The organism is Archangium lansingense, assembly GCF_026626635.1.
Classification (GTDB): Bacteria; Myxococcota; Myxococcia; order Myxococcales; family Myxococcaceae; genus Archangium; species Archangium lansingense.
Map to the genome: position 1 here is coordinate 2,212,554 of NZ_JAPNKA010000001.1, position 22,238 is coordinate 2,234,791.

Genomic DNA, 22,238 nt, shown 5'->3' on the forward strand with positions numbered 1-22,238 from the left:
GTTCCTCGTGTCACGACGTGTGTTGAGTGCGCTGGCCGTGGCTGGCGTCGTCCTCGTGTCCTGGGGAGCGGTGAGCCAGCCCCGTGCCTCCTCCAGGGGAACGCCCGTAGTGCGGATGGGAATCGCCCCCGTGTCCGCCGGCTCCGAGGGGCACTATGAGCTGCGCTCTCCGCATGCCCGCGTCGTCTTTGGTGAGGCGGGCCTGACGATGTCGCTGCCCTCGCGGCTTCAGCCGTCGCGGGAGCTGGGCTGGCGCGTGGCGGGCGGGCACCGGGTGACACCGCGGGCGGAACAGCTCCGGGATGCGAAGTTGCACCGCCTCGTGGGGCCACGGGAGGACTGGGAGCAGGACGTGCCCACCTACGGTGGCCTGCACTACCGGGGCGTGCTGCCGGGCGTGGACCTGTGGTTCGAGGAGCGTGCCGAGGGCCACGAGTACGGTTTTCGTGCCGAGCGTGGAGCGGACCTGCGCCGGGTGCGGTTGGAGTACACCGGGGCGCGGGCGGTGCGGGTGGTGGACGCAGGGCGTGGGCTGGAGGTGGACCTGGGCGAGGGTGTGTTGCGCGAGCGGGGCCTGCGGTGCGAGCAGGAGGCCGCGGATGGCTCCCCGTGCGCGGTGGGCTGCCGCTTCGCGGACGCGCGGCCGGTGGGGCTGGACCGGTGGGAGTACGCCATCGAGGTGGATGTGAAGGACCCCGAGCGCCCCGTGGTGGTGGACCCGCTCGTCCTCTGGAACACCTACCTCGGGAGCGCTGGCCTCGACGAGCTCCGGGGCATCGCACAGAACGGCGCCGGCGATGTGTACGTCGTCGGCACGGTGCGTGGTTCCCCGGTGGTTCCTTCGCCAGACGCAGGCCTTGGAAGTCTGGGAGGCAGCGCGGATGTGTTCGTCGCCAGCTTCAAGCCGGATGGTGGGCTCTCCTGGTCGACGCTGCTCGGTGGCGATGGCTCTGATGTTGGCAAGGCCATCCTGGTGGGGAGCGCGAATGAGGTGTACGTCGCGGGGACCACGAAGTCGTCGAACCTCCGGGGAAAACTGGCCGATGGTGGGGTGGGGGACTCCTTGCGGGGAAACTCGGATGGCTTCGTGGCCAGGCTCAGTCCCTCTGGCGCCGCGCTCGACTGGTTGCTCCACATCGGTGGAAGCAGCGACGAGACCGTCAACAAGATGGTCTTGGGCGGGGCGGGCAAGCTGTTCGCCGTTGGAGAGACCCGGTCGGAGGATCTGCCCAATATCGCGGGTCCCATGCCTCTCCCCGTCGTGGATTGGGAGGGGTTCATCACCCGTGTCGATCTCAACGAGCCCAAGACGGACTGGTTCATCGTCATCCAGGCGCCTGGCGACGAAACCGTGACGGACGTCGTCTACAAGGACGAGACCGGACACATCGCCTACTTCACGGGAGGGACCCGCTCCCAGACGGATATGTCGATGGACGCCTTTCTGGGGACGATCGTGGCCGCCCATGGCGACACGCCGGTCTTTTCGTCGCGCGTTGTCCGTCTGGGGGGCTCGAACAAGGATGAGGGCCGCGGGTTGAGCCTCACTTCCTCGAAGGTGGTGATGTGGGGGGTCACGGAGTCGTCCAACTTCCCCTCGGACGCCGGGACGCCGAATGGAGTGTCCGACATCTTCGCGGCGGTGGTTGGGGACTGGTTGAGCTCGAATGGCACCATGCCGGTAGAGAAGACGCGCTTCATCGGGGGCAAGAATGGGGAAGAGCTCTACTCCGTGACGACGGATTCGTCTGGGCGCGTCTACCTGGGCGGCTCGACCACTTCGCCGGACTTTCCCGTGCGGAACGCCTTCGACTCCCAGCACGAGGTGGGGCTGGATGGTTTCGTGGCGAGGGTGCAACTCGAGGGGACGCCCATGGTGGAGTGGGCCTCGTTCGTTGGCGGGACCGGCTTCGACGAGGTCTACGCGCTGAAGGTCGACGACCTGAATGAAGAGCGCCTGTTCATTGGCGGCTACAGCAGCTCGGGCAACCTGCGCTATTCCGACGCGGGTTACCGTCCGACCCAGATTGGTAGCGAGGACATGTTCCTGATGGCGGTGGACGTGAACGCCCTGCCAGACGGGGGCAGTCCCGAGCCGGACGCGGGCACGACTCCGGACGCGGGCACGACTCTGGATGCAGGCACGGGTGAGCCGGATGCGGGCACGACTTCGGACGCGGGGGCGGGTGGCCCGGTGTCTCCGCTGGGCTGGTCCTGCAACTCCACGAACGATGGCGGGGGATGGAGGGCCCTCTCGCTCGGCGTGCTCGTCGGGCTGGCGCTGTTCGTCTCGCGCCGGAGGGCACGCTGACCTCCCGGGCCCCTGCATGGTGTCGAGCGGGGTAGTACGGAGCTGCCAGTACGCGCAGAAGGGCTGGCCGGGCTCGGCCTACCGTGTCTCGAAGGTGGGGCTCAACGCGGGGTGGAGGAAGGGGCGGACACCCTCGTCTGGGCCGCGACCCTTCCCCCGGGTGGCCCCTCGGGTGGTTTCTTCCGCAACCGCCGGCTCATCCCCTGGTAGTCAGGCGCGCACCCGCGTCACCGTCCCTGGGCTGTCGGAGGCCCTCTTACTCCATGGGAACATCGCCGCCATGTCGGCACCGGTGGGTAGGCTCCTCCCTCGGGAATCCCGCCTGCTCGCCTGCCCGTTTTCTCTCGCCAAGAGAACACTGGTCCACAGATGGGGCAACGCTTTGCCGCCTGGTGGAAGGCCGGGCGCCCAGGACGTCGGTGCCAACGAAGTGTCTCCCTTGCCGCCCCCCAGTCCCCCTCCCATAATGGCCGTCACCTTTCCCGGAGAGCACGTGCAGGTCCACCGAGCCAGAACACTCTTGGCCGTGACGATCGCCATTTTCGTCACGCTTCCGCGCGCGGGTGTTGCCGCGCCGGACGACAAGAAGCGCGCGGAGCGCGAGGCGCTCAAGGCCTCTTTGATGCAGGTGCTGCAGCGCGAGCCCCTCAACGCCAGCCGCGTGGCCGTCCACATGATGAGCCTCGATGACGGCAGCGTGGTGTTCAGCCACAACGCCGACGAGCTGCTCAACCCCGCCTCGAACGTGAAGCTCGTCACCTCGGCGGCGGCGCTCGCCACACTGGGCCCCGAGTACCGCTACGAGACCGAGTTCCTCGTGGAGGCCGAGTCCGATGGTCTCAAGGCCAAGACGCTCTACGTGCGGGGCAAGGGCGATCCCTCCATCACCTCCGAGCGCCTCTTCGGCATGGTGAACGACCTCTTCCACACCGGCCTGCGCGAGGTGCAGGAGATCATCGTGGATGACTCCTGGTTCGACGCCGAGCGCACCCCGCCCGGTTTCGATCAGGAGGACTCGGACCGGGCCTACATGGCTCCCACGGGTGCATTGAGCCTCAACTGGAACGCGGTGGGCGTGTACCTGCGTCCCGGTGACGCCATTGGCGCCAAGGGCGTGGTGGAGCTCGAGCCGCAGAGCGACTTCTTCGTGGTGGAGAACGCGCTGACCACCGGCAACGCCCGGGCCCGCCGCTTCTCGGTGGCCTCGGACGCCGCGGGGAACCAGCAGAAGATTGTCGTGCGGGGCCAGGTGCCGCTCGGCGGCGCCTACATGAGCGTCTACAAGAAGATCGACAACCCGCCCATGTACTTTGGCCAGACGCTCAAGCAGATGCTCAACGCGCGGGGCGTGAAGATGAAGGGCAAGGTGAAGCTGGGCCTCACGCCCTCCAAGGCGAAGCTGGTGTACGTGGCCAGCTCGGACACGTTCGACATCATCCTCAAGCGGCTCAACAAGCTCTCCAGCAACTTCGTGGCCGAGACGCTCCTCAAGACGATGGGCGCCGAGGCGCGGGGTGCGCCGGGCAGCTTCGCCAAGGGCATCGACGTGGTGGAGGACTTCCTCTCGCGCGAGGTGGGCATCCCCCGCGGCACCTACGTGATGAAGAACGGCAGCGGGCTCAACGACGCCAACCGCTTCTCCGCCACGCAGTTCGATCGGATTCTCCGCTACATGTACGAGCGCTTCCCGCTGGCGCCCGAGTACCTGTCCTCACTGGGCATCGCCGGCAAGGACGGCACGCTCAAGTACCGCTTCGATGGCACGGAGGCGGTGGGCCGGCTGCGCGCGAAGACGGGCACGCTGGAGAACGTGTCGGCGCTGAGCGGCTACGTGCAGGCGGCCGGCGGGGAGAAGTTCATCTTCTCCATGATGGTGAATGACTACCCGGGCCGCTCCGGGCCGGTGGTGCGCGGGCTGGACGCGCTGGGCGCGGCGGTGGCCTCGGTGGGCTCCACCATGGGCCCCGGGCGCGCGGTGGCGGAGCTGGCCAGCGGCGAGCAGTCCAGCAGCCCCCAGACCGAGGTGGTCAGCCGGGTGAAGACGTACCTGGCGCTGGGCAGCCAGCGGGACGCGCGCAACATCGGCTTCCTGCGCACGGCGTGGCGCAGCGAGAAGGATCCTGCGGTGCGGGCGGTGGTGGCCGAGAGCCTCTACCAGTCCAACCCGCAGGACTACCTCGGGGTGCGCACGCTGCTGGACAGCTACTCGGCGGGCACGGACGTGTATGGCCGGCTGCGCTCGGTGGCGCGGGAGCTGTCGGTGGAGGTGCCTGGTCTGGGCAGCATGGTGGAGCTGGCGGCCAGCGGCAACGCCGAGGCGCTCTCGCGCGTCATCGAGCTGGCCTCGGCCTCCTCGGGTGACGCTACCTCCGAGTCCGAGATGGCCGAGGGCTTGGGCGCGGTGGCCCGCACGGCGCCGGAGGAGCTGGTGCTGGCGCTCAAGGGCGCCGCGGTGAAGGACCGCGAGCAGGCCACCACGCTGCTGGCGCGCGGGCTGGTGGTGGCCGGTGAGGCGGAGCACCCGTTCTGGAAGGCGCTCAAGAAGAGCCTGGGCTCCACCGACGCGAAGCTGGCGGACTTTGCCCGCTCGCTGGATGGCTCGCTGTCGCGCAAGGTGGCCGAGGAGAAGGCGCCCAAGCCGCAGTCGGTGCCCGCGCAGGTGGTGGCTCCGGCCGCCGCCGTCCAGGTGGGGCCCGGTGCCGTCGAGCGCACTGCCGAGACCCGTCCGGGCGGGTGAGCCAGTCGGTTGCTCGCTTGCTCCACGTCCCGGCAGGCAACACCTGACCGGGTGAATCCCTGTTCAGGTGGGGACTCGACCGGTATGCTATAGAGCGAGGCCGGTGGCGGGCAGCAGGCCCGCCCCAGTCTCATGCGACCGGTCCGTGATGGACCGGTTCTCGGAGAAAGGCACGGCATCATGGCTGGCGGAGTCAACAAGGTCATCCTCATCGGCAACCTCGGCGCGGATCCGGAGGTGCGCTTCACCCCAGGTGGCCAGGCGGTTGCCAACTTCCGCATCGCGACCAGCGACGCCTGGACGGACAAGAACGGCCAGAAGCAGGAGCGCACGGAGTGGCACCGCATCGTGGTGTGGGGGAAGCTCGCGGAGCTCTGCGGCGAGTACCTGAAGAAGGGTCGCCAGTGCTACGTCGAGGGTCGCCTGCAGACGCGGGAGTGGACGGACAAGGAGAACCGGAAGAACTACACCACGGAGGTGGTGGCCAACGCGGTGACCTTCCTCGGCGGGCGTGACGGCGCTGGAGCGGGCTCGGGCGGTGGTGGCGGTGGTGGCCGCGGCTACTCGCAGCAGCAGCGCGGGGGCGGCCAGCAGCAGGGCGGTTACGACGACTACGGCCCGCCGCCGATGGGCATGGACGAGGGTGGTGGCAACGGCGGTGGCGGTGGCGGTGGCGGGGACGACGACATCCCGTTCTAGGTTGCGCGGCGTCTCGGCGCACGAAAGTGAAACGGCCGCTCCCGGGAGACCGGGGCGGCCGTTGTCATGTCTGGAGTCCGTTGCACCTCCCTGAGGCGTCAGGAGTAGATCATGGACTCGTGCATGTGGATGTAGAGCCAGCGCTGGCCATGCTTGCGCAGGGTGATGGTGGCGCGCGTACTGTTCACAGCCACGTGTCCATTCTCCACGTACTTGGAGACCCAGGTGTAGCGGCAGGAAACGATGGCGATATTGCCCATGCGCTGGATGTGCACGTCGCTCACGTCACCGTCGAGCGTGGTGATTTGTCTCAGGTGCCCGGCGTAGTAGGCGCGGAATTTCGAGAGGCCAACAACGGGATGCTCGTTCTCCACCTGGATGAAGGACACCTCCTTGGCGGCGCTGGCATCCCAGAGGCCCATGATCATGTCCAGGTCTCCCTGGATGAAGCCGACGGCGAAGCCCTGGACGGCCTGGAGGATGGCCGCCTCGTCGGACCTCCCCTTGTCCAGGCCATAGCGAGCCAGCTCTAGCTCTGTATAGGCCTCCGACGCCCTGGCGACACCTGGGATGCCCAGGACGAGAATGAGAACGGTGGCGATTGGGATGATGCGCATGATTGGCCCCCCTCGTTGAACGGCGGAACTGCGACTGGACCGATTCTCTGCGTTGGATCTGACTTGCTGCTTCCGTTGCATCTGAGTCACCGGGCCGAGGCCCTTGTGTCTGGAGCGGCGTACTGCCGCTGGTGTCGATCCGACTTTACGGGGTTTGAGGCCTAATCACGTCAATTGTAGCTTACCGGAGTCTTGGACGATGTGAAATACTCCACACATTTGGATTAAAGAGAGAAATACGTCTTGACGAGTCAATTCCCGCCCATGCCCTCGTGACGCAATCCGTCACATCGGACCGACGCTCCTCGTCATTTTCCATCAGCAAAACTGATTTATTAGAGAAGGACAAGGCGCCTTCCGGCCCATCGTTGGTCGCTGGAAGCCAGCTCGGCGAGGTGGCACTCAGGTGCGGAGGCGAGAAAAGCGAAACGGCCGCTCCGGAGGTCCGGGGCGGCCGTTGTCGTCAGGGCTCGCGAGCACCGCGGGAAGGCTCACGGTGCCGTGTCGGCCTTCGGCTGGTAGGTGATGGACTCATGTAGGTGCAGGTAGCGCCAGTGCTGACCCTGCTTGCGCAGGACGAGGGTGGCGCGAGTGGGTTGGTACATCTCCGGGCCGCCCGCCACGCTCTTGACGACCCAGTGGTAGCGGCACAGGACGTAGGCCATATCCCCGAAGCGCTGGATCTGCACGTCGCTCACCTCGCCACTCAGGATGATGAGGTGGGCCAGGAAGCCCTCGTAGTAGGCGCGGAAGTTCTCGAGTCCGCGCACAGGCAGCTCGTTCTCCACCTGGATGAACGACACCTCGTCCGCGGCCCTGGCATCCCAGAGGCCCATCAACATCCGCATATCCCGGCGGATGGAGCCCTCCGCGAAGTCTTGGACGGCCTGGAGGATGGCGGCCTCGTCCCTCCGTCCCTGGTGCGTGCCGCTGTGAGTCCTGTCCTGCTCGCAGCAGGGCTCGGAGGCCTGGCTGATGCCGTGGAAGCCCAACACGAGAACGAGAGCGATGACGAATTGCATGGTGCGCATGACTTCCCCCCTCGATGAAACGACTGACCTGTCGACTGCGGTGATGCTCTTCGTCTGACGTGGCTTGTGGCCTTCGCCGCATCCGCCGCACTTGCCGGATGCACTCGCAATGCTTAGCGAGAATGGTGCCGACCCTTCTGTGCCGCCTTCGCACGGTTTCCAACGTGTCCCGGGGGGTCGCATCTCATTGGAAACACTGGTTCTGTGAAATGCGTCACACCGCTCGGGTGGGCGGGTCAATCACGCCTTGCCGAGTCAGTTCAAACCCAGTCGCGGAGGCCTCGTCTCATCATGCCCTTCTGCAAGGGTTTGGAGCCCGCGGGTGGGGGAGGGGGGGCGGTGAAAATCAACCCAGCCTGGAGCTGCCCCAGCGCTGATGGGCCAGCTCGAGGGTGCGAGCATTCTCGGGCACCTGACGCAGGAAGCGCTCGCGCACGGCGGCGTCAGGAATATCGGCGGCGCGCTCATGGACACACCTCAGCGCCTGGTTCAGGGCGGACTCACCCGCGTGGGTGTCGCCCTGGGCGAAGCAGGCCTCCGCCTGCGCCAGGTGTGTGGCCACCGAGCTGATTCCCTTACCGCCTATCCGCTCCAGCTCCTGGACACCCAGCTCCGCCACCTGTCTCGCTTCCAGGCTTTGCCCCCGGGCCAGCAGCGCGGCGCTGAGAACCGGGCTCACGAAGACCCGGAAGCTCGCGAAGGGCACCAGCAGCTCATAGGCCTTGCGCGCGTACGACTCGGCTTCGGAGTACTCGCCATGGGCCAGCAACACCTGGGCGACGATGGTGTAGCCCACGCCCAGTCTGAAGGGGGGCGAGTCCTCGTCGTCCATCCACTCATGCACCAGGGCGTAGGCCTCCTGGCGATGCGCCGGGTCGGGGCTGGTGGCGAGCGCCTGGAGCAGGTAGTGCCGGGCATGTGTGGCCGTGAGGTGCTGCTCGGAACGCAGGCCGGTGGCCAGGGCCTCCCGGAGGAACTCCACGGCGCGGACCTGATCTCCCAGCCCGCTCAGGAACATGCCGGCGCTGACCTGGAGCATGGTCGCGTTCCGCTCCGAGCCGAGCTCGCGGAAGTCATGAAACCCCGCCTCGGCCAGCGAGAAGGCCTGCCAGGGCGCCTGCTCCAGGAGGCCGAGGAGCTGGCTCTTGAGCAACCTCACCCAGCCACGCACCAGGCCGTCATGCTCCATGACGCTGGTGCTCACCTCCAGGAGGCGCCCGAGGATGGCCTCCGCCTGCTGTCGCGCACCCACCCAGGTGCCCGAGACGGAGCCCAGGAAGGCGAGGGCCTCGGCATAGGCCGCGAGCGCCTCGGGCTCCGGCGTAGTGCGCAGCAGCAACTCACTCAGCCTGGCCGCCTCCTCCTGGTGTCCGGCGGCGGCGCCCCCGAGAATCAGGCCTCCCACCAACCAGCACCACAGCCGGTTGCCCGCCTTGAGCTCGCGCAGCACGGGGGTGCCGAGCTCCAGGGCCCGGGGCACCTGCTCCATCCAGAGGGCCACCAGCGCTTGGAGCGCCCGCAGCCGCGCCAGGGACTCACCCCTGACGCCGCAGGCCAGCGCCGCTTCGATGCACCGCGTTGCCCCCTGCTGGTCATGCCGCTCGAAGAGTTGCTCCGCGGCCCGCGTATGGAACAGGGCGGCGCGCTCCGGCCGCAGGCCGAGCTGATAGTGCCGGGCGAGCACCATCGCATCGGTCTCGCCCATGCGCTCCAGCCAGGCCCCCGCCAGGCGGTGGCTCACGGGCCGGTGGTCCTCGGGGATCAGACCATGGGCCGCGTCACCCACCAGGGCATGGCGGAAGCGGTACTCGGCTTCGGAGGCAAAGCGGCTGTCCTGCTGCGGCTCGATGACCTCCTGCTCCACCAGCCGCCGCAGGTGCTTCTCCACCCGGCCACCCACCGCCTGCTCTCCGAGGAGGGCCTGGATGCCTCCGGGCCAGAAGGTGCGTCCGAAGAAGCTGGCGGCGAGCAGCACCTGTCTGGCTTCCGGCTCCATCCGCCTCAGACGGGCCTGGAGCATGGCGAGCACCGTCTCCGGTGGTGCCTCCCCTCGCCCCTCGACCTCCATGCGGATGAGCTCCTCCAGGAAGAGGGCATTGCCGTCGGACTGCTCCACCACTCGCCGGATGACGGAGTCGGTCGCCCGAGGCCCCAGCACCTCGCGCACCAGCCGGGCGCCGGCCTTGGGACTCAGTCCGTTGAGGGGAACCTCCAGCATGCGTCGGGACCAGAGGCCGGGGAAGAGCTCCTTCACCTCCGGCCGCGCCAGCGCCAGCACCATGAAGGGCTGGTCGGCCAGTTCCCGCAACGCCTCGTCCACCAGCCGCACGGTGAGCGCGTCGCTCCAGTGCAGGTCCTCCAGCACCAGCAGCACCGGACCGCGGGCGCACTCGGCTTGGAGGAAGGTCACCAGCGCCTTGGCCATCTGGGCGCTCATGAGTCGCGGATCCTGCCGGGCTGCGCGCAACCGGGGGCTGTCCTCTTCCGGGAAGGGGATGGCGCACAGCTCGCCCAGGAACCAGGCGGACTCCTGAGCCTGCGCGGGTGACAGGTGCTGGGCCACACGTTGGTACAGGCGGGCGCGGCGCGCCTCCTGGTTGGAGCCCTCCATGATGCCGCACAGCCGCCGCAGCGCCTGGCCCAACAGGCTGGACGAGGCGCCCGCGCTCATCGCGTCTCCCCGCCCCAGCAACACCAGCGCCTGGGAGTCCTTGCGTCCGAGGCGGTGGAGGAACTCGTGGCGCACTCGCGACTTGCCCATGCCCGGGGGAGCTGTCACCAGCACGGCGCGGGCGGCGGGCTCCTCCACGCAGGAGGTGAAGGTGAACTCGAGCAGGGCCAGCTCCTGGGCTCGGCCCACGCAGGGAGTGGGCTTGCCCAGCAGCGGGCGGGACTCATCGGCCCCGAGCTGCTCGCCGTGTAGCAGGTAGGTGCCCGCCTCGGAGCGGGACAGCAGGAAGCCGGGTCCGAGCAATCCGGCCGTCACCTCGTCCAGCACGACGAGGGCCGAGGAGGCGCGCAGCCCCTCCAGCTCTCGCAGCAGTTGCCCCGCCCTGTCCATGGCCTCGCCCACCGGCAGGCTCTCGCTCAAGACGCCGAGGCCGGTGACCAGCACCACCTCGGCCTCCGTCCAGCGCTCCTTGAAGGTGAGGGCGCAGCGGGCCGCCAGGGCCGCCTGGTCCGTGGCGGTGCCGCGCTCCGGTACCAGCGTGGCCGCCAGCGAGCCGTCCGCCAGCAGCTCCACCCGGCCCCCATAGGGCGTCAGTGCCGTGCGCAGGGCGTCGCGCAGCGCGAGCCTGTGGGCCGTGTCCGCCTCCTCCTCTCCCTTGACCAGGGCATGGAGCGACACCAGCAGGATGCTCACGAGCTGTTGCTCGGCCCCGGCGAGACCGGGGAGCGGCTCCCGCGGCGGAGGCGGGGACACCGACAACAGCTCGGGCACGGACTCCAGCGCCGCGAGCGACGCCAGGAGACTGGGGGCATCCGGTAGCCGACGCCGCGGGTCCTTCTCCAGCATGCGGTCCACGAGCACCTGCAGTCCCGGGGGCAGGCCGGGGCGCAGGGTGTTCAGGCGCGGCGGCTCGGCGAAGAGAATCTTGGCCAGGGCGGCGGCGAAGTGGGGGGCGGCGAAGGGGGGCTGCCCCGTGAGGCATTCATAGAGCACGCACCCCAGCGAGAAGATGTCGGCGCTGGGCGTGATGTGGGGCTGGCTGGAGGCCTGCTCCGGCGCCATGTAGCCCGGAGTGCCCAGCACCATGTTGTTTCCCGTCACCGCCACCAGGGTGGGTACGGCATAGCGGGCGAGCCCGAAGTCCAGCAGCACCACGTCCTCGGGGCGGCCCCCTCGCAGGAAGAGATTGGAGGGTTTGATGTCGCGGTGGACGATGTCCTGCTGGTGGGCGGTGGCGAGGGCCTCGGCGGCGCGGCGCAGCAGGGCCAGGGATTCGGTGAGGCTGAGGGGCTGGCGGGCCAGGCGGCGGGCCAGGTCCTCGCCCTCGAGCCACTCCATGGCCAGGAAGGGCTGTCCCGCCTTGGCGACGCCATGGTCGAGGTAGGAGACGATGGCGGGGTGGCGCAGCTCCGAGAGCAGGAAGGCCTCGCGCTTGAAGCGGTAGGCCGCCTCCGGAGAGGTGAGGGCGTGCATCAGCTTGAGGGCGACGCGCTGGCCGGTACGTGAGTCGATGGCCCGGTAGACGAAGCCCATGCCGCCGCGGCCGGCCAGGTCCTCGACGGTGAAGCGGTCGGCGATGGTGACTCCCTGGAGGACCGTCGTGCCTGGAATGTATTTCGTGGGGGCGGCGGCGCCGTCTTCCGTTTCGTCGCGGTCCATGGTCGGGTGCAGCTGAGCATACCTTCCGACAGGACCCCTTCCCAAATGATGAGACTCCGGGTGTTTGGAGATTGTCCCGGGCGGTGGGCGGAGCTGAAAGCCAGACGGCCGCTCCTGGGAGAACCCGGGGCGGCCATGGTCGAGTCTGGTCTGCTCGCACCGTCAGTTGGGGATCTGCCCCGCGGTGAAGGACTCGTGCATGTTCAGATAGAGCCAGCGCCTGCCATGCTTGCGCAGGACGATGGTGGCGCGCGTGGTATCCATCGCCACACGCCCCGTCGCCAGGTACTTGGAAAACCAGTTGTAGCGGCAGGAGACGATGGCGAGATTACCCATGCGCTGGATGTGCACGTCACTCACCTCGCCGCCGAGGATTTGGATGTGCCGCATGTGCCCGGCGTAGTAGTCGCGGAAGTTCTCGAGCCCGACGACGGGCACATCGTTCTCCACCTGGGTGAAGGACACTTCGTCGGCGGCGCTGGCATCCCAGAGGTCCATCACCATGTCCACGTCCATGTTGGCGAAGCCGACGATGAAGCCCTCGACGGCCTTGATGATGGCCGCCTCCTCGCCCCGAGAGCCGCGAGCCAGCTCCGTCTCCTGGTAGGGCTCCGCGGCCTGGCTGACGCCGTGGACGCCCAGCATGACAACCAGAGCAATGAAGAATGGCATGGTGCGCATGACTGACCCCCTCGTGGATGACCGCTGGCCGCTGACCTGCGACTGGGAAAGTCGAATAGCGAGAACGGTGCCATTGCCTTGCATGCGCTTCGAAAGGGCTTTGGGCCCTGCTCTCGAGATGTATCTCTTTGGAATGACTGGCCTTGTGAAATGGCCCACACCGCTCGGGTGGGAGGGTCGCTACACCCGGGCGAGTCAATCCAAACCCGCTGAGGTGGGGAGCGCGCGCTATTTCCAGTGCAGGCACTTCCTCTTCAGCAGGGCTGCCGCTGACAGGCCGCGGAGTGCACACGCGGGCTGTATATGATTGGCCTCACTGATTTGTCGGAAGACGAAAGTCGTGGGGGAGGCTCGTTCCGAGCACGGACGAGGACACGGAGGACCCAGGGCGGTGGGTCTATTTCCGCGTCTCGGGCGGGTGAGCGGGGAAGCGTGGAATTGAAAGCAGAACGGCCGCTCCCGGGAGACCGGGGCGGCCGTTGTCGCTTCCGGAGCCTGGGAGCTCCAGCTCGAGGTGGGGATTAGTGGTCCGACTGCACACCGCGCTCCTGCATGATGCGCGTGCGCTCCACCTTGATCTCATCCGTCTCGCCCGCCTTGAACAGCGAGAAGAGGGCACCCCAGCCCATGCCGAGCAGCACGAGGAAGATGACGATGGACCACGGCTCGAAGCGGCGCATGGAGCGCTCGGAGGCCAGCAGGCCCCAGCCCATGGCGAAGCCCTGGAGGCCGTTGGCCAGGTGGTACGCCGTGCCGAGCACGCCCAGGACGTAGACCATGAGGGTGGGCGGGTGCCAACGCATCTCATAGGCGATGGCGGCGAAGGGCTCCGCGCCGCCGTAGATGAGCCGCGGCTGCAGGAAGGCCAGCCACACGTGGGCGCCGATGAAGAAGAGCACGCCCAGGCCGGCCACGCGCTGAACGAGGTACTTGACGTTGCCGTAGTAGGGGTAGGCGAGGTTGTTCGGCTTGAAGCTGAACATGCGGACCAGGCCCCACCCGGTGTGGAAGAGCAGCGGCAGCATCACGATGAGGAACGTGAAGGCCTGCGCGTACGGGTGCTTGTACTGGGTCACCGACGTCTGCCAGGCCGCGCCACCGTTGAAGGCGGCGAGGTTGTTCCACAGGTGGTTCACCACCCAGATGCTCAGCGGCACCACGGCGAGGAACGAGCCCAGGCGGGACTGGAGGAGCGGTGTCTTCTGGGGGATAGCGGTAGCGGTGGCGGCGTGCGTGCTCATCGATACTCCGGACTTCGCGCGGTTGGGGGCCGCATCGAGTGACACAGTCGGACGGACAGGGCGTTATAGCCCGTCCCGCGAGCGGGTAGGATTTTCTGCCATCAGCGGAGGCAGCCGGGGCGCACGAAGGTATCAGCCGGGGTGATGCTTCCCAGGAGGCCCCGCTGGCCGGACCCCGGGCGGGGGAGCCTCGTCCCGGATTGTCATTGGCGAGCGGCCCGCGGGTGGGCACGCTACTTCCAGACCTTATGGCCGATGAACTCGTCAGTGGATTGTTGAAGGAAGCCGACCTGCGCGTGGTGCTCGTCACCGCCAGCGAGCTCGCCCGGCGGGCGCGCGAGCTGCACCGCTCCGCGACGGCCTCGGCCTCGTTGGTGGCCGAGGGCCTCGCCGCTGGCGCCCTGCTCGCCGCGCTGCAGAAGAGCGACTCGCGCATCAACCTCCAGCTGGAGTGCGACGGGCCGCTGCGGGGCCTCTTCGTGGACTCGGACACCACGGGCGTGCTGCGCGGCTACGCGAAGAATCCCCTGGTCTCCCACCTGGGCGCCGAGGGGACGTACCACTGGCGTCCGGCGCTGGGGAACAAGGGCTTCCTCTCGGTGATGCGCGACCTGGGTGGTGGCGAGTACTACCGTTCAGCGGTGGAGCTGGAGGCCTTCGATCTGGCCAAGGACCTGGAGCACTACTTCGCCATCTCGGATCAGCTGCCCACGCGTGTCTACCTCACGGTGCTGCCGGGCGTTGCCAATGGTGCCCCCGAGCCGCTGGGCACCGTGGCGGGCCTGTTCCTCCAACCGCTGCCGGATGGGGACCAGACGGCCTTCCGGGAGCTGGGCGACAGGTTGGCCCGGGACTTCGAGCCCACCGTGAAGGCGCACGCCGCTCAGGGGGCGGGGGCGCTCCTCAAGGCGCTGGTACCCCTGCCGGACCTGGAGGTGATGTCGCGCTACCCCGTCTCCTTCACGTGCGGTTGCAGCAAGGAGCGGGTGAAGCGGGCCCTGGTATCCATGGGCAGCGAGGAGCTGAAGGACATCCTCGCCAAGGAGGGCGAGGCCACGGCCGACTGCCACTTCTGTACGACGCACTACGTCGTTACCGGGGACGAGATTCGCGAGCTCCTGGCGGCGATGTCCCAGGCGTCGAGCTGAGGGGGCTACAAGCAGGCGGGCGGGCTCCGGCGGGAGTGGCGGCACCGCGCGGCCCGGGGTATGACGCGGCCCGCACCCCATACCGGAGTCCTCCCCGTGGCCACCAAGCGGGCAACGCTCAAGGCAGCGCCCACCAAGGCAATGCCCAAGAGCTCGAAGGGCAAGCCCTCCCAGAAGCAGGTGGAGAAGCTCGTCTCCATCCCAGCGGACATGATCCTCGCGCCTCAAGTGGAGGCGCCACGCCAACACACCGGGCGTGACCAGTCGCGCTCGAACCGAAGCGTCCAGGAGCTGTCCTGGGCGGAGTTCGACCGCGCCGTGCAGAAGCTCGCGCGCACCATCAGCCAGTCCTTCAAGCCCCAGGCCGTGGTGGGCGTGGCGCACGGCGGGGTGTTCGTAGGCGGGGCGCTGTCCAGCGCGCTCGGCTGCGAGTTCTACCCGGTGCGCATCAGCCGGCGCAGCCGGGACAAGGGCGCGCCCCGGCCGAAGCTGAGCGGGGAGATGCCGCGCGAGCTGAAGGGCAAGCGTGTGCTCATCGTGGACGACGTCGTCTCCAGCGGCGACACGCTGGAGCTGGCCATCACCCTGGCTCAGAAGGTGGGAGCCCGGGAGGTGCACACCGCCTCGCTGGTGGCTCGCCCCGGGGGCTTCACCCCGACCTTCTGTGCGCTGCCGACGGATGCCCTCGTCGTCTTCCCGTGGGACTATGAGGCCGTCACCGAGGACGGGCGCTTCGACGTGGACCCGGACAAGGCGGGGGCCTGAGACGAGGGGAGAGCCTGGAGCGAGATGATCATCGGCACCGCTGGGCACATCGATCACGGCAAGACGTCACTGGTCAAGGCGCTCACCGGTATCGATACCGACAGGCTCAAAGAAGAGAAGCGCCGGGGGATTACCCTGGAGCTGGGCTTCGCCCACCTGAAGCTCGACGATGGCTCGATGGCGGGCGTGGTGGACGTGCCCGGCCACGAGCGCTTCGTCAAGGCGATGGCGGCGGGTGCCGGCGGGGTGGACCTGGCGGTGCTGGTGGTGGCGGCGGACGAGGGCGTGATGCCCCAGACGCGCGAGCACCTGGACATCTGCCGGTTGCTCGGCGTGAAGGCCGGGGTCATCGCGCTCACCAAGGCGGACCTGCTGGTGGAGCTGGGCGCTGAGTGGCGCGCGCTGGTGGAGGCGGACCTGGCCACGCTGGTGGGGGGCACCTTCCTGGAGGGCGCGCCGGTGGTGCCCGTGTCCTCGAAGACGGGGGAGGGGCTGGATGCACTGCGCGCCGCGCTCACCCGTGCGGCCCGGGGCCTGTCCTCGCGTCCCGCCGAGGGCCCCGCCTTCCTGCCGGTGGACCGGGCCTTCACCATCAAGGGCTTCGGCACGGTGGTGACGGGCACGCTGCTGTCCGGCACCTTCGGGGTGGAGGATGCGGTCTCCCTGCTGCCGGGCCTGCCGGGCCCCCTGCGCGTGCGTGGGCTACAGATGCACGGCGAGGCGGTGCAGAAGGTGGCGGCGGGCCAGCGCACCGCGGTGAACCTGACGGGCGTGGAGCCCGAGGCGATTGCTCGCGGCATGGTGCTGGTGAAGGCCGGCGAGGTGCCCGAGACGCGGATGCTGGACGTGGAGCTGAGCCTGTTGCCCGCGGCGGAGGAGGGACTCCCCAGGCGCCGCAAGCTGTTGCTGCACCTGGGCACGGCGCAGGTAGAGGCCACGGTGGCGCTGTTGGATCTGGAGAAGCTGGAGCCGGGGGAGACGGCGCTCGCGCAGCTGCGTCTGTCCGAGCCGTTGGCGGCGCTGCCGGGCCAGCGCTTCATCCTCCGGGGCTCTCGCGCGCTGCCGGGCCGGGGTGCCACGCTCGCCGGTGGCCGGGTGCTGTCCATTACTCCGCCGCGCCGTCGTAAGGGCGGTGCCGAGGTGGTGGCCCCGTTGCTGGAGGCGGACGCGGGGGGCCAGGTGGCGTGGTTGCTGCGCCAGGTGGGCTACCGGGGACTCACGCAGCAGGAGCTCTTCGCCCGCTCGGCGCTCGCGCCGAAGGTGCTCACCCGGACGCTGGAGCTGCTCGGCGCGCGAGGCACGGCGCTGCTGGTGGACCGGGAGCGGCGGCTCTACCTGTCGGGCGAGGTCTTCGAGGGACTGCAGGCGCGTGCCCTGGCGCTGCTGGCCGCCTTTCATGAGCGGGAGCCGCTGCGCGAGGGCCTGTCGCGTGAGGAGCTGCGTCAGCGGCTGTCCGGCGAGCTGGACGCGCGCCTCTTCACCCGGGTGGTGCAGGCGCTGACGGACGCGGGGAAGGTGGAGGTGGACAAGGAGGTGGTGCGCCTCAAGGGGCGTGGCCGCACGCTCTCGCTGGACGAGGACGCGGCGCGCACTCGGCTGGTGGTGGACCTCTCCGCGGCGGGGCTGGCGCCGCCCACCCTCAACGAGCTGTCCGAGAGGTTGCGGTTGCCAGCGGCCCGGGTGGCGGAGCTGCTCAAGGTGGCGGTGGCAGAGGGGCGGGTGGTGCGGGTCAGCGAGGAGCTATTCTTCGATGCGGGGGCGCTGACCGGACTGAAGGAGCGGCTGGTTGCCCACCTTCGTGAGAAGAAGGAAATTTCCACCCAGGCGTTCAAGGAATTGGTGGGGCAGAGCCGGAAGTTCGTCATTCCCCTCTCGGAGTACTTCGACCGCGAAAAGGTGACGCTCCGGGTCGGAGAGAAACGGGTGCTGCGGCGCGCATGACGACGAAGCGTTACAGCGAGGCAGCCCTGCGGGCCCTCATCGAGTCCCTGGGCAACCCCATGTACGTGGCCCGCGGGGGCCGGGTGTGGGCGGCCAACGAGGCCTACCTGGAGATGCTGGGGCGGGGCCGGGCGGAGGTCGAGGGCCGCCTCTTCCTGGACTTCGTGCGTCCGGAGGACCGGGTGCGCCTCGAGGCTCGCTACCGGCGGCGCGAGGAGGGGACGCTGAAGGAGACGGGCCCTCAGCGCTACCTGTTGCCAGGACCGGACGGGGGGACGCTGGAGGTGGCGTCCCACGTGCAGGAGGTGGAGGTGGAGGGGGTGGGCGCGGCGCTGCTCATCAACTGCCTGGTGCTGGGCCAGCGGCCGGCGGAGCTGGTGGTGGCCGAGCGCCTGGTGGAGACGAGCGCGGAGCTTGTCGCGGCGCGCTCGGAGGAGGCGGTGCGGCGGGTGGCGTTGGTGGGCCTCTCCAGTGCGGGCTTCTCGGCGAGCTTCCTGGTGCGAGATGGGGAGCGCTTCCTCACCCGAGACGGAAGTCCGCCTCCGGAGGATGGGGCGCTGGGGCTGCGGGCGCTGTCCGAGGGACGGCCTGTCTTCGGCGCCTCCGGCGGGGAGGAGTCCACTCCCGTCTACCTTCCGTTGGGCACCACGCTGTCGGAGGTGCTGTGGGTGTCTGGTGTGGGGCTGTCCCCCTCGTACAGCTCGGTGCTGGCGCTCTTTGCCAAGGTGGTGGGGGCGGCGCTCACCGACGCGCGGTTGCTGACGGACGTGGAGCGGGGCCGGTGGGAGATGGTGGCGGTGGCCGAGGCGGCGCGCTTTGTCGCCCAGCCGGAGCCGCCCTCGCCCGAGGACTTTCTCTCGCGCCTGGCGTCGCTGATCGGCGCGGACGCCGTGCTGCTGTATGCCCCCGCGGCTCCCGAGGAGGAGCTCGTCCTCACGGCGCAGGTGGGGCTGGATGGTGAGCTGCGGGCCATGCTCGCCGCGCCGCTGGGGGGCATGTCTCCGTCGGCGGTGGTGGCTCGGGGCGCGGTGCTCTCCAACGAGGCCGAGGAGCGCGCGCTGATGGAGGCCACCGGCGGCCGTCTGGGCTGTGGCGCGGCGGTGCGTCTGGCCCATGGTGGCCACCCACGAGGGCTCCTCCAGGTGCTGCGTTCCCCGGGTCGCCCCTTCGGTGGGGCGGACCTGCGGCTGCTGGGAACGCTGTCCGAGCTGTTGATGACGCTGTTGGATCAGCGCCGTCTTCGTAGCGAGTCTGCCCGGCAGCTCGCCGACACGCGCCTGCTGTTGGACCTGGCCCGCACCACCACCGCCACCCTGGAGGTGGCCAGCATCCTGGATGTGGCCTCGGACTTCCTCGTCAAGCTGCTGGACGTCTCCAACTGCTTCATCCTCCTGCACGACGAGCATGCCGGTGTCCTGCGGGGAGCGGCCGCCTCCGCCACCCACCGCGACTTCTTCCGCGGCGTGGTGATTCCGGTGGACGAGCCGGGCAGCGTCACCGCGCTCGTGGCCCGCGAGCGTCGGCCGGTGGCCATGCCGGACGTGTCCAAGGTCGAGGGCATGGAGCAGCGTGAGCTCGTCCGCCGCTTCGAGGAGAAGGCCCTGCTGGCCCTGCCGCTCACCTCGCGCGATGAGCTCATTGGCGTGGTGCTGCTGGACGACACCCGCCAGCCGCGCAACTTCGACTCCGCCTTCATCGAGCTGGCCGAGGCCACGTGTGGGCAGATTGCCCTGGCCATCGCCAACGCCCGGCTCTACGAGTCGCTCTGGGCCTCGTACGCGGAGCTGGCCGCCGCGCGAGCGGAGATGGTGCAGCGCGAGCGACTGACCGCGCTCGGCGAGCTGTCCGCCATCGTGGCCCACGAGGTGCGCAACCCGCTGGGGGTCATCTTCAACGCTGTGGCCTCGCTGCGCCGCCTGCTCAAGGCCGAGGGCGACGCGGCCATGCTGTTGGACATCCTCTCGGAGGAGAGTGATCGGCTCAACCGCATGGTGGGAGACCTGTTGGACTACACCCGCCCGCGCGAGCTCATTTTGCAGGCAGAGGATGTGCCTCGCGTGCTGCAGGACGCGCTAGATGCCGCGCACTCCCAGCAGGGAGGCTCCCACCGCGTCGCCGTCTCTGTCGACGTGGAGTCGGATGTGCCCCGTGTGCCGTTGGATCGGCGCCTCATCCGCCAGGTGCTGGTCAACGTGCTCGTCAATGCCATCCAGGCCATGCCGCAGGGTGGGGTGGTGCAGGTGCGCGCCCGCCGGGAGGCGCACGGCAACAAGGATGTGCTGCGCATCGACGTGGCGGACCAGGGCTGCGGCATTCCCACCGAGTTGATGCACCGTGTCTTCGAGCCCTTCTTCACCACCAAGGCCCAGGGAACGGGTCTGGGGCTCGCGGTCGTCAAACGCATCATCGACGAGCACCATGGAGAGCTGGCCCTGGAGAGCGCTCCGGGCCGTGGCACCACCTTCACCTTCCGTCTTCCCCTCACCCAGCCGACGAGCCCGCCGTGAACGACGCATCGAAGCCCCAGCCTCGCGGTACCATCCTGGTCGTAGACGACCAGCGGAACATGCGAGCCACCACCGCGCTCCTCCTGAGTTCCGAGGGCTACACCGTCCTCCAGGCCGCCACAGGGGAGGATGCGCTCTCCACCCTGTCGAACAACGGGGTGGACCTGATGCTGACGGACCTGAAGATGGAGCCGATGGACGGGCTCACCCTTCTGAAGAAGGCGCTGGAGGTGGCCCCGCGCCTGCAGGTCATCATGATGACGGCCTTCGGCTCCATCGAGAGTGCGGTGGAGGCCATGCGCCAGGGCGCGTTCGACTACGTCACCAAGCCCTTCAAGGAGGGTGAGCTGCGCTACCGGGTGGAGCGTGCGCTGGAGCGGGCTCGGCTGCAGACGACGGTGGACCTGCTGGCCGGCGAGTTCAACGAGCGCCACAGCCTGAGCGCGCTGGTGGGCCGCAGCTCGGCGATGCGCGAGCTGACGTCTCGCCTGATGCGCGTGGCGCAGAGTGACGCCACGGTGCTGGTGCAGGGCGAGAGCGGCACGGGTAAGGAGCTCGTCGCGCGCGCGGTGCACGCGCACAGCCGGCGCAAGGACAAGCCCTTCGTTCCCGTCAACTGCGCCGCCATCTCCGAGACGCTGCTGGAGAGCGAGCTGTTCGGCCACGCGAAGGGGGCCTTCACGGGTGCGGTGCGGGCCCGGCGCGGCCTCGTGGAGGAGGCGGACGGTGGCACCCTCTTCATCGACGAGGTGACGGAGACGACGCCCGCCTTCCAGTCCAAGCTGCTGCGCACGCTGCAGGAGGGCGAGGTTCGTCGCGTGGGCGAGTCCTCCTCGGTGACGGTGGACGTGCGGATTGTCGCCGCCACCAACCGGGACATCGAGCTGGAGGTGCGCGAGAAGCGCTTCCGCCAGGATCTCTACTACCGGCTCAACGTGGTGACGCTGCGCGTGCCGCCCCTGCGCGAGCGCCTGGAGGACGTGCCCGAGCTGGCCGAGCACTTCCTCAAGCGAGCCAACGCGCGCAGCCCCAACCCCAAGCGCCTGTCGGAGGCGGCGGTGGGGCACCTGATGGGCTACAGCTTCCCCGGCAACGTGCGCGAGCTGGAGAACCTGGTGGAGCAGGCGGCGGCGCTGGCCGAGGGCGTGGAGCTACTGCCCGAGGACTTCCCGCTGCGCCCCAACGCTCGCGTGGAAGCCAGTGGTCCAGTGGGGACGGCACCCACCTTGTCCTCCCTGGACCCCAGTACCCGGATGCCCACGCTGGCCGAAGCGGTGGAGGATGCCGAGCGGCGGGCGATTGCCCAGGCGCTGGAGCGGCACGGGGTGGACCTGGGCCAGGTGGCCGAGGATCTGGCCGTGTCCTCCACCACGCTGTGGCGCAAGATGAAGCGCCTCAACCTGCGTCCGCCCGGACCGGATCACCGGGACTGACTCTGTACGGACGGTGTCCTGTACGGCACACCTCGCCAGGAATGAAATCGCCCTTCAATCCTGAAAAGCAGAAGTGCCCGAGATGATTGCGGATTTTCACTTCTGCAAGGGGATTTCAGGGTTGCAATGCAGTGGAAGGGGTTCTGGGGCGACAGTCAGATTGCTAAGTGCTTGAAGTTACTGGACTCTGAGATTTCGGAGCGAGTTCGGAAGCGCTGGCATGGAGAGTGCTAAGGAACAGACCCGAAGCACGTCGACGTGGCCTGAAGAGGTTCCCCCCCACCACTTCAGCGTCTCCGATGCGCTTAATTTAGAAGAACCCGCGGCCCGGTCCCCTTCTTGAGGGTGCCGGGCCGCCTTCTTTTTGGGGCTTCGGCGTCCCACCTTTCACTTCTGAAAGGGCATTTCAGGGCTGCAATGCAGGGCTGCAAGCCGCTGGAGAGGGGACGGGGACGCGAGCGGAGCCAGGTGCCCGGAATCATTGGGCTCTCCTGCGAAAGTGGAGCTGGCACGGCGAGTGCTAAAGGGTAGACACAGAGCACGTCGAAGTGAGGCTGAAGAGGTTCCCCCCCACCCCTTCAGTACTTCCGGTGAGCTTCCTGAGAAGAACCCGCGGCCCGGTACCCTTTCTGAGGGTGCTGGGCCGCCTTCTTTTTGGGCCCAGGGCTCTGGGCCAGCTCCCACGCGAGGTGGTTTTCACTTCTGCAAGCGATTTCAGCGCTGCAATGCAGGGCTGCAATCAGCTCGCGGCTGCGGAGCACCCCTCCTATCGCCAGATGCCTGGAATCATTGGACTC

13 protein-coding genes are annotated in these 22,238 nt (G+C 68.6%); 8 read left to right on the plus strand and 5 right to left on the minus strand.

The annotated features are described in order from the left end of the window. The first annotated feature begins 7 nt into the window (after window positions 1-7). The 3 genes from OV287_RS08870 (at window position 8) to OV287_RS08880 (ending at window position 5,747) form a co-directional block, all read left to right on the plus strand. Window positions 8-2,311, plus strand: a complete 2,304-nt coding sequence (locus tag OV287_RS08870; RefSeq protein WP_267533560.1) for a DUF7948 domain-containing protein — start codon at window positions 8-10, stop codon at window positions 2,309-2,311. Window positions 2,312-2,804: 493 nt separating this feature from the next. After that, window positions 2,805-5,048: a D-alanyl-D-alanine carboxypeptidase/D-alanyl-D-alanine endopeptidase gene (gene dacB / locus OV287_RS08875; RefSeq protein WP_267533561.1), complete on the plus strand. Its 2,244-nt coding sequence runs from the start codon at window positions 2,805-2,807 to the stop codon at window positions 5,046-5,048. A 180-nt stretch (window positions 5,049-5,228) separates the two neighbouring features. Beyond that, complete coding sequence (locus OV287_RS08880; RefSeq protein WP_267533562.1) at window positions 5,229-5,747, plus strand: single-stranded DNA-binding protein; 519 nt, start codon at window positions 5,229-5,231, stop codon at window positions 5,745-5,747. A 98-nt stretch (window positions 5,748-5,845) separates the two neighbouring features. On the opposite strand, the gene OV287_RS08885 is transcribed toward OV287_RS08880, so the two are convergent. From OV287_RS08885 to OV287_RS08905, 5 genes are all read right to left on the minus strand, one after another. Beyond that, window positions 5,846-6,364, minus strand: a complete 519-nt coding sequence (locus tag OV287_RS08885; protein ID WP_267533563.1) for a YybH family protein — start codon at window positions 6,362-6,364, stop codon at window positions 5,846-5,848. Between the two features lie 491 nt (window positions 6,365-6,855). Next, window positions 6,856-7,395: a YybH family protein gene (locus OV287_RS08890; protein ID WP_267533564.1), complete on the minus strand. Its 540-nt coding sequence runs from the start codon at window positions 7,393-7,395 to the stop codon at window positions 6,856-6,858. A 346-nt stretch (window positions 7,396-7,741) separates the two neighbouring features. After that, on the minus strand, window positions 7,742-11,725 hold the full coding sequence (locus OV287_RS08895) for a serine/threonine-protein kinase (RefSeq protein WP_267533565.1): 3,984 nt from the start codon (window positions 11,723-11,725) through the stop codon (window positions 7,742-7,744). A gap of 162 nt (window positions 11,726-11,887) precedes the next feature. Next, window positions 11,888-12,406, minus strand: coding sequence for a YybH family protein (locus OV287_RS08900; protein ID WP_267533566.1), 519 nt, complete (start codon window positions 12,404-12,406; stop codon window positions 11,888-11,890). A 521-nt stretch (window positions 12,407-12,927) separates the two neighbouring features. Next, on the minus strand, window positions 12,928-13,647 hold the full coding sequence (locus tag OV287_RS08905; protein ID WP_267533567.1) for a succinate dehydrogenase/fumarate reductase transmembrane subunit: 720 nt from the start codon (window positions 13,645-13,647) through the stop codon (window positions 12,928-12,930). A gap of 248 nt (window positions 13,648-13,895) precedes the next feature. Between OV287_RS08905 and hslO the strand changes: the two genes are divergently transcribed. From hslO to OV287_RS08930, 5 genes are read left to right on the plus strand one after another with little or no spacing between them, the layout of a single operon-like run. Beyond that, the gene (hslO, locus tag OV287_RS08910) at window positions 13,896-14,795 is read left to right on the plus strand and encodes an Hsp33 family molecular chaperone HslO (RefSeq protein WP_267533568.1); all 900 of its coding nucleotides are present in this window, start codon (window positions 13,896-13,898) and stop codon (window positions 14,793-14,795) included. Window positions 14,796-14,855: 60 nt separating this feature from the next. Beyond that, window positions 14,856-15,560: a phosphoribosyltransferase gene (locus OV287_RS08915; RefSeq protein WP_373371814.1), complete on the plus strand. Its 705-nt coding sequence runs from the start codon at window positions 14,856-14,858 to the stop codon at window positions 15,558-15,560. Window positions 15,561-15,584: 24 nt separating this feature from the next. Beyond that, on the plus strand, window positions 15,585-17,501 hold the full coding sequence (gene selB, locus OV287_RS08920) for a selenocysteine-specific translation elongation factor (protein ID WP_267533569.1): 1,917 nt from the start codon (window positions 15,585-15,587) through the stop codon (window positions 17,499-17,501). Beyond that, entirely contained in the window at window positions 17,498-20,008 is a 2,511-nt protein-coding gene (locus OV287_RS08925; RefSeq protein ID WP_267533570.1) for an ATP-binding protein, read from the plus strand. Before selB ends, OV287_RS08925 begins: the two co-directional genes overlap by 4 nt. Further along, window positions 20,005-21,441: a sigma-54-dependent transcriptional regulator gene (locus tag OV287_RS08930; RefSeq protein WP_267533571.1), complete on the plus strand. Its 1,437-nt coding sequence runs from the start codon at window positions 20,005-20,007 to the stop codon at window positions 21,439-21,441. Before OV287_RS08925 ends, OV287_RS08930 begins: the two co-directional genes overlap by 4 nt. The last annotated feature ends 797 nt before the right edge of the window (window positions 21,442-22,238 follow it).